The sequence below is a fragment of the Glaciecola sp. HTCC2999 genome (assembly GCF_000155775.1).
GTDB lineage: Bacteria > Pseudomonadota > Gammaproteobacteria > Enterobacterales > Alteromonadaceae > Opacimonas.
Window position 1 is genome coordinate 36,486 of the sequence record NZ_DS989811.1, and the last position, 8,775, is coordinate 45,260.

An 8,775-nucleotide genomic window follows, 5' to 3' on the forward strand; every position below is an offset into this window, starting at 1 on the left:
CGCTCACGTGGGAGGGTCATTTAGAACTGGCAGACTAGAGTCTTGGAGAGGGGAGTGGAATTCCAGGTGTAGCGGTGAAATGCGTAGAGATCTGGAGGAACATCAATGGCGAAGGCAACTCCCTGGCCAAAGACTGACGCTCATGTGCGAAAGTGTGGGTAGCGAACAGGATTAGATACCCTGGTAGTCCACACCGTAAACGCTGTCTACTAGCTGTTTGTGAATTTAATTCGTGAGTAGCGAAGCTAACGCGATAAGTAGACCGCCTGGGGAGTACGGCCGCAAGGTTAAAACTCAAATGAATTGACGGGGGCCCGCACAAGCGGTGGAGCATGTGGTTTAATTCGATGCAACGCGAAGAACCTTACCTACTCTTGACATACTAGAAACTTTTCAGAGATGAATTGGTGCCTTCGGGAATCTAGATACAGGTGCTGCATGGCTGTCGTCAGCTCGTGTCGTGAGATGTTGGGTTAAGTCCCGCAACGAGCGCAACCCTTGTCCTTAGTTGCCAGCCTTAAGTTGGGCACTCTAAGGAGACTGCCGGTGACAAACCGGAGGAAGGTGGGGACGACGTCAAGTCATCATGGCCCTTACGAGTAGGGCTACACACGTGCTACAATGGCGAGTACAAAGGGATGCGAACCTGCGAAGGTAAGCGGACCCCTTAAAGCTCGTCGTAGTCCGGATTGGAGTCTGCAACTCGACTCCATGAAGTCGGAATCGCTAGTAATCGTAGGTCAGCATACTACGGTGAATACGTTCCCGGGCCTTGTACACACCGCCCGTCACACCATGGGAGTGGGATGCAAAAGAAGTAGGTAGCTTAACCTTCGGGATGGCGCTTACCACTTTGTGTTTCATGACTGGGGTGAAGTCGTAACAAGGTAACCCTAGGGGAACCTGGGGTTGGATCACCTCCTTACTATTACGTCTATTGGCGCTTTTAATGTAGTGTTCACACAAATTGTTTTGTTATTCATGTTTAAAGAAGAGTTCTAATGTATGTAGGTATTGCCTGTATAGATTAGGGTTCGCCCTAAGCCTGCGTAGCAGGATGTTCTTTAACAATTTGGAAAGCTGATAAAAGTAATCAATATTTAATGAAAGAGTAACTGAAAAATAGTCTATGTATTTAGGCGGTTTTTTCAAGAGCTACTCTATCTGACATTTATAGTGTGATTCATTCACTTCAAGTGATGATGAACATTTTTGATTAGCAAATTATTGTCACTCATATAACAGCCATTAAGTTGGTAACCGACGACCGAAGCTAATAAGTCCTGCGTATCTCATGTATACATACAGGCATACAGAAGGCGGTTTAGGGTTGTATGATTAAGTGACTAAGCGTATACGGTGGATGCCTTGGCAGTTAGAGGCGATGAAGGACGTGTTAATCTGCGAAAAGCTGTGGTGAGCTGATAAAACGCGTAATAGCCACAGATGTCCGAATGGGGAAACCCACCGCTTCGGCGGTATCTGTACCTGAATATATAGGGTATGGAAGCAAACGAGGGGAACTGAAACATCTAAGTACCCTTAGGAAAAGAAATCAACCGAGATTCCCCTAGTAGCGGCGAGCGAACGGGGATTAGCCCTTAAGCGTATTGTAAGTAAGTGGAATGAGTTGGAAAGCTCAGCGATACAAGGTGATAGCCCTGTACACGAAAACGAACTTTAAGTGAAAACGAGTAGGTCGGGACACGTGTTATCTTGACTGAATATGGGGGGACCATCCTCCAAGGCTAAATACTCCTAACTGACCGATAGTGAACCAGTACCGTGAGGGAAAGGCGAAAAGAACCCCTGTGAGGGGAGTGAAATAGAACCTGAAACCGTATACGTACAAGCAGTGAGAGCAGACTAGTTCTGTGATTGCGTACCTTTTGTATAATGGGTCAGCGACTTATATTTAGTAGCAAGGTTAACCGCATAGGGGAGCCGTAGCGAAAGCGAGTGTTAACTGCGCGTTTAGTTGCTAGGTATAGACCCGAAACCCGGTGATCTAGCCATGGGCAGGTTGAAGGTTGAGTAACATCAACTGGAGGACCGAACCCACTGACGTTGAAAAGTCAGGGGATGACCTGTGGCTGGGGGTGAAAGGCCAATCAAACCGGGAGATAGCTGGTTCTCCCCGAAATCTATTTAGGTAGAGCCTCGGACGAATTCCATTGGGGGTAGAGCACTGTTAAGGCTAGGGGGTCATCCCGACTTACCAACCCTTTGCAAACTCCGAATACCGATGAGAACTATCCGGGAGACACACGGCGGGTGCTAACGTCCGTCGTGGAGAGGGAAACAACCCAGACCGCCAGCTAAGGTCCCAAAATATTACTAAGTGGGAAACGATGTGGGAAGGCTAAGACAGCTAGGAGGTTGGCTTAGAAGCAGCCATCCTTTAAAGAAAGCGTAATAGCTCACTAGTCGAGTCGGCCTGCGCGGAAGATGTAACGGGGCTAAGTAATATACCGAAGCTGCGGCATTGTACTTAGGTACAGTGGGTAGGGGAGCGTTGTGTAAGCTGTTGAAGGTGTACCGGGAGGTATGCTGGAGGTATCACAAGTGCGAATGCTGACATGAGTAACGATAATGGGGGTGAAAAACCCCCACGCCGGAAGACCAAGGTTTCCTGTCCCATGCTAATCAGGGCAGGGTAAGTCGGCCCCTAAGGCGAGGCAGAAATGCGTAGTCGATGGGAAACGGATTAATATTTCCGTACTTGTATATTCAGTGAAGGGGGGACGGAGAAGGCTAAGCAAGCTTGGCGTTGGTAGTCCAAGTGAAAGTGCGTAGGGTTGATGTTTAGGCAAATCCGGACATCTACATGCCTGAGACACGAGACGAGCCACTAAGGTGGTGAAGTTGTTGATGCCCTGCTTCCAGGAAAAGCCTCTAAACTTATGAATATATGAACCGTACCCCAAACCGACACAGGTGGTCAGGTAGAGAATACTAAGGCGCTTGAGAGAACTCGGGTGAAGGAACTCGGCAAAATTGTACCGTAACTTCGGGAGAAGGTACGCCCTTGTTTGTGATGGGATTTACTCCTTAAGCAGATGAGGGCCGCAGTGACCAGGTGGCTGGGACTGTTTATTAAAAACACAGCACTGTGCTAAATCGAAAGATGACGTATACGGTGTGACACCTGCCCGGTGCCGGAAGGTTAATTGATGGGGTTAGCGTAAGCGAAGCTCTTGATCGAAGCCCCGGTAAACGGCGGCCGTAACTATAACGGTCCTAAGGTAGCGAAATTCCTTGTCGGGTAAGTTCCGACCTGCACGAATGGTGTAACCATGGCCACGCTGTCTCCACCCGAGACTCAGTGAAATTGAAATTGCTGTGAAGATGCAGTGTACCCGCACCTAGACGGAAAGACCCCGTGAACCTTTACTACAGCTTGGCACTGAACATTGAACCTACATGTGTAGGATAGGTGGGAGGCTTTGAAGCATAGTCGCTAGATTGTGTGGAGCCGCCGTTGAAATACCACCCTTGTATGTTTGATGTTCTAACATTGGTCCCTAATCGGGATTGTGGACAGTGTCTGGTGGGTAGTTTGACTGGGGCGGTCTCCTCCCAAATCGTAACGGAGGAGCACGAAGGTTGGCTAATCCTGGTCGGACATCAGGAGGTTAGTGCAATGGCATAAGCCAGCTTAACTGCGAGACAGACACGTCGAGCAGGTACGAAAGTAGGTCATAGTGATCCGGTGGTTCTGTATGGAAGGGCCATCGCTCAACGGATAAAAGGTACTCCGGGGATAACAGGCTGATACCGCCCAAGAGTTCATATCGACGGCGGTGTTTGGCACCTCGATGTCGGCTCATCACATCCTGGGGCTGAAGTCGGTCCCAAGGGTATGGCTGTTCGCCATTTAAAGTGGTACGCGAGCTGGGTTTAGAACGTCGTGAGACAGTTCGGTCCCTATCTGGTGTGGGCGTTGGAAGATTGATGGGAGCTGCTCCTAGTACGAGAGGACCGGAGTGGACGAACCGCTGGTGTTCGGGTTGTTTTGCCAAAGGCATTGCCCGGTAGCTACGTTCGGAACGGATAACCGCTGAAAGCATCTAAGCGGGAAGCCGGCCCAAAGATGAGTCTTCCCAAGAGATTTAATCTCTCTGTAGGGTTGTTGTAGACGACGACGTTGATAGGCAGGGTGTGGAAGCGTTGCAAGGCGTTAAGCTAACCTGTACTAATTGCCCGTGCGGCTTAATCATACAACGCCTAAGCTGCTTTAAAGTAGTTAGGTCGCGTATTGATAGTGACAATAAGATAATCAAAAAATAAGATGTTGATAAGAGTAGCGCTCTGGACATTAAATAGATACGAATACTTTTATATAGCTTTTTCCAAATTAGTTAAGAACATGATGTTGATACATAGTTATCACATCGACCAGTTTTTGCTTGGCGACAATAGCGATACGGTACCACCTGACTCCATTCCGAACTCAGAAGTGAAACGTATTAGCGGCGATGGTAGTGTGGGGTTTCCCCATGTGAGAGTAGCACATCGCCAAGCTCCCATTACGAAGAAAGGCTTACCTTAGGGTAGGCCTTTTTTTATGCCTGTAGGAAAGTGGTAAGGATGTAGAGAATTAACTTCTGCTAGTTATACATTTGCATGGTGTGCAAATAAACATTCAACCCCTTCTTTGTTAATTTCTGTCGATCTCGTAATTACTAATAAATCTGTAAGTTAGTTGTGTTTTATTATTAATGATTAAAGTGTTTTTGAATGCTAAGATCTTAAGAAAATCTCATTAGATTACTGATATGCCTACTACCATTACTAAATCTCACATTAGCGTTGCTCAAAATGCCTCAGGTCGACATTTAAATGTCCCTATTTATGAGATATCTTCTCAACTGGATGGACCCCATGTTTACATACAGTCTTCAATTCATGGTTCAGAGGTGCAAGGGAATGTGGTGATATATCACCTTGTCCGAGCCTTAAAAGAGCTAACAATTCACGGTAAAATTACATTAGTACCTAATTGTAATCCTGTTGGAACAAACATAAAAGCAGGTGAATACACGTTAGGGCGCTTTGATCCAGTCAATGGCACTAATTGGAATCGAGGTTATTATTATGATGAAGAATCAGTCATTGATTTTGCAGATACTGTCACGGCACAAGATAGTATTGAAGATATCCGACGTGCCTTTAAGGCACAGACACTCTCACAAATCCAACAAAAGCAGCAACAACCATGGGGTTTAGGATTAGCCCAGCAGCTTAATTTAACTTTACAATCTTTCGCTTGTCAGGCTGATATTGTATTAGATCTACATAATGGCCCAGTCTCTAGCCGCCATATTTATATCCCCGAATATTTAGCTCATCAAGCTGCCCAGTTTTCTATGCCTCATGTGATATTGATCCCGAATCATTTTGCGGGCGCATTGGACGAAGCAAGTTTTTGTCCATGGTGGACGTTATCTGAGCATTTAACAACGCGCTTTGGTCGTCCATATGGTTTTAATATAGAAGCTTATACATTAGAGATGGGCAGCCAAGAAATTATCGATTTGCTGATGAGAAACTGATGCATCATCCATTTTAGCGTATTTACAGCACAAACAATGTATTGCAACAGTAGATTATCAACCACAAGATATTAAGCGAGTAGGGGTCTATTTAAAGGATTATAAAACCTTATTCACGGATTTGGGCGGCATGGTTGAATATACTGCAAAGCCTGGTCAGCAAATAAAACAGGGAGATACATTGGCGAAGGTATTAAATATTGATGACTTGGATAATCAATATGGTGCACAAATTATCCAAGCGCCTTGTGATTTAATTCCGATACTACATTTCCCCTCAGCCTCGGTATTAAGTGGCACGCAATTATATAAATGTTTTACTAATTACTTTGATATTGATTAAATGACCTTAGTAAACCGTTTAGCGTGCCATCATTATTTACTCACTTTTAACAGACGTTTCAGTGCTTTTCGCTGCTTTTTGCACTCGTTCTATATACATATTAATGTTTTGTTCAAGCACCGTTAGCGGTACTGAGCCATGGGCTAATATTGCCGCATGAAACTCACGTAAATCAAAGTCGTCACCCAATATTTGTGTAGCTTGAGCACGAAGTTCTTTAATTTTAATCTCGCCGAGCTTGTATGATAGCGCTTGGCCTGGCCATGAAATATAACGGTCAATTTCTGTGGTGACATTATGTTCAGACAGGGCAGTGTTTTCTAACATGTAATCCAATGCTTGTTGGCGCGTCCAGCCCATTACGTGCATTCCTGTATCGACCACTAGTCGACAAGCACGCCACATTTCATAACTTAAGCGGCCAAATTCATCATAAGGTGTTTCATAAAATCCCACTTCCTTACCTAAAAATTCACTATATAGTCCCCAACCTTCACCAAAAGCAGAGATATAAGTGGAACGACGGACTTGTGGTAAATCCGTCATTTCACGTGCCAATGAGATCTGTAAATGATGACCCGGCACAGCTTCGTGCAACGTCAATGCAGGCAATGCATATAAAGGACGTTTATCTAATGCATAAGTATTGACCCAATAATAACCTGGTTGTCTATCATTGCGTGGAGACACATAACGACCGGTTGTGTATTTAGGTGCGATAGAATCGGGTACTGGCGCTACTCCATAAGGAGTTCGGGGAAGTTGATTAAATAATTGGGGTAATAACGCATCAATACGCTTAGATAATACCATGGCATAATCAATAAGTTCATCAGGGCTGTTAGCATAAAATTGTTTATCTGTACGTAAAAAGTCAATAAATTCGTTGATTGTGCCGCTAAAACCTAAATCATCAAGTACACCTTGCATATCATTTCTGATCCGTGCCACTTCTTTTAATCCGATGGTGTGGATCTCATCAGCAGTCATATCCAATGTCGTATAATGCTTAATCCGATTTTGATAAAATTCACGCCCATTGGGCCAACTTGCTACCGCAATATCGGTTTTTGCTTGTGGGATGTATTCATTGACTAAAAAATCATAGAAGGTTTGGTAAGCCACATTTACACTATTAGTTACAGCATCAATAGCTTGAGTTTTGAGCACTTGTAATGCTTCACTATCGCGCTCGATTGCCATGAGTGGCGCGATAAATGGACTGTCTAATGGGTTATCTGTGATCACAGCCGCCACAGATGCTTCAAATCCTTCCATTACCGCTTTGGGTTGTACTTGACCCACTGCCATTCCTTGACGCATATATGCGATTTGCTGGTCAAAATAAGCGGGAATATCATTTAGGGTATTGATATAACCTTGAATACTTTGGTTATCGGTAAAATCAAAACGGTAATACATATTCAATAATGAAGAATGAAACCCATACTCTGAAGTCAAAGGAACAAAATGCGCGTTATAACGAAACTCATCTACATAGTTTTGTAAGCGATACAGTTGGATTGTTAATGTGATTTGCTCTTCGTGACTCAACGCGGTTTTATCAATGGCGTGTAATGCATCTATGTAGGTTTGAAACTGTTTGGCATCTTTTTCTAGCGTTTCGATACTGATATCCGGAATTTTACTTGCCGTAAGCTCTGTGGACGCCTCTGACATCTCATAGGACCATATGGTATCGAGTAAGTTTGTTAATGCTTGAGAGGCCTGATTTGCTTGTGAACCGCTGGCCACAACTGCAACATTTTCCGACAAGATCATGGAACTTGTCGTGTTACATCCAGATAGTGTCATTAAACCAATCGCGCAACACGACACACTAAAATGTTTAAGAGTAAAACTGGGCATAGGTATATCCTTTTTTTACTTGAGTTTATCACACACTCCGTCATTTATTTCAACCATCCATTATTGAGTGATTATTGAATGAAGTTGAGAGAATCATTTAGAAACATTTATTTGCTTGTGAGGGCGTGGTGAAATAGTGTTAAATATGCCAAAAAATTAATATAGGAAATCTAATGACATATTCTAAACGCCTCTTAGCGATCGCGCTAAGCAGTGCTGTATTGGTGAGTGCATGTCAAACGACAACTCACTCAACGAACACCGCCGCACCTTTAGCTGGTGAAACTGTTGCCAATACCAACCAAATTAAAGCTCACTTAGGTTTTTTGGCCAGTGATGCGCTAGAAGGGCGTCTGCCTGGTACAGCAGGTCATGAGGCGGCATCTGCGTATATCGCAGCGGAGTTTGCTAAATATGGTTTAACCCCTGCCGGTGATGATGGTACGTATATGCAACGTATTACATTCAGGAATGCTAGCTTAGTCCAAGAGTCACCTACGATGGTGATTGATTATGGCGATGAAACGGTAGCGCTAGATTATCCTAAGGATTTTTTGACGGGTAAATCGATGTTAGAGACTGAATCTGCGGTCACCGCTGAAATGGTGTTTGTCGGTTTTGGTGTGGTATCTGAAGAGTATGGCATTGATGATTATGCCGGTCTTGATGTTGAAGGTAAAATTGTTGTCCGAGTGCCCGGTCGTCATGCATCGTTACCAAATGAAGAAGGCGCACATATTTCGTCTAGCCGTGAACGTGAGCGTTATGCTGTTGAACGTGGCGCAGTGGGTATGATCACTGTCCAGACACCTAAATCAGAAGAAAACCGTCCGTATTCTCGTTCATTAAACTATATTCATTCAGTTTCTATGGATTGGTTAGATAAAGATGGTAAGGCTTCAAAAGCAAGCCCGCAAATGAAAGGTTCTGCGTTATTAAATCTGGAAACCTCTAAGTTGTTATTTGCTAAGGCACCTAAGACATTAGAAGATGTTGGGCGAGTATGAA

At 44.5% G+C, this 8,775-nt stretch carries 2 protein-coding genes, 3 rRNA genes and 1 pseudogene (1 of these 6 cut by a window edge); 5 read left to right on the forward strand and 1 reads right to left on the reverse strand.

The annotated features are described in order from the left end of the window. The 4 genes and pseudogenes from G2999_RS13445 to G2999_RS11805 form a co-directional block, all read left to right on the forward strand. Positions 1-925, forward strand: a 16S ribosomal RNA gene (locus tag G2999_RS13445) (it extends 194 nt beyond the left edge of the window). Positions 926-1,336: 411 nt separating this feature from the next. Next, a 23S ribosomal RNA gene (locus tag G2999_RS04230) occupies positions 1,337-4,220 on the forward strand. 188 nt (positions 4,221-4,408) lie between these two features. After that, positions 4,409-4,524 (forward strand): 5S ribosomal RNA (gene rrf, locus G2999_RS04235). The 16S, 23S and 5S rRNA genes sit together here, the layout of an rRNA operon. A gap of 254 nt (positions 4,525-4,778) precedes the next feature. Next, positions 4,779-5,898: pseudogene (locus tag G2999_RS11805) on the forward strand (succinylglutamate desuccinylase/aspartoacylase family protein). A 36-nt stretch (positions 5,899-5,934) separates the two neighbouring features. Here G2999_RS11805 and G2999_RS04245 read toward each other — a convergent pair. After that, positions 5,935-7,767, reverse strand: coding sequence for a DUF885 family protein (locus G2999_RS04245; RefSeq protein ID WP_010179079.1), 1,833 nt, complete (start codon positions 7,765-7,767; stop codon positions 5,935-5,937). Positions 7,768-7,940: 173 nt separating this feature from the next. On the opposite strand from G2999_RS04245, the gene G2999_RS04250 reads away from it, so the two are divergent. Continuing rightward, positions 7,941-8,774 carry an aminopeptidase gene (locus G2999_RS04250; protein WP_010179081.1) on the forward strand — a complete coding sequence of 278 codons (834 nt, stop codon included), beginning with the start codon at positions 7,941-7,943 and terminating at the stop codon, positions 8,772-8,774. Position 8,775: the final 1 nt, after the last annotated feature.

Excerpts from the sequence above, each read along its gene's own strand:
- G2999_RS04245 (WP_010179079.1), bottom strand. The coding sequence starts at position 7,767 with ATGCCCAGTTTTACTCTTAAACATTTTAGTGTGTCGTGTTGCGCGATT.
- G2999_RS04250 (WP_010179081.1), top strand. The coding sequence starts at position 7,941 with ATGACATATTCTAAACGCCTCTTAGCGATCGCGCTAAGCAGTGCTGTA.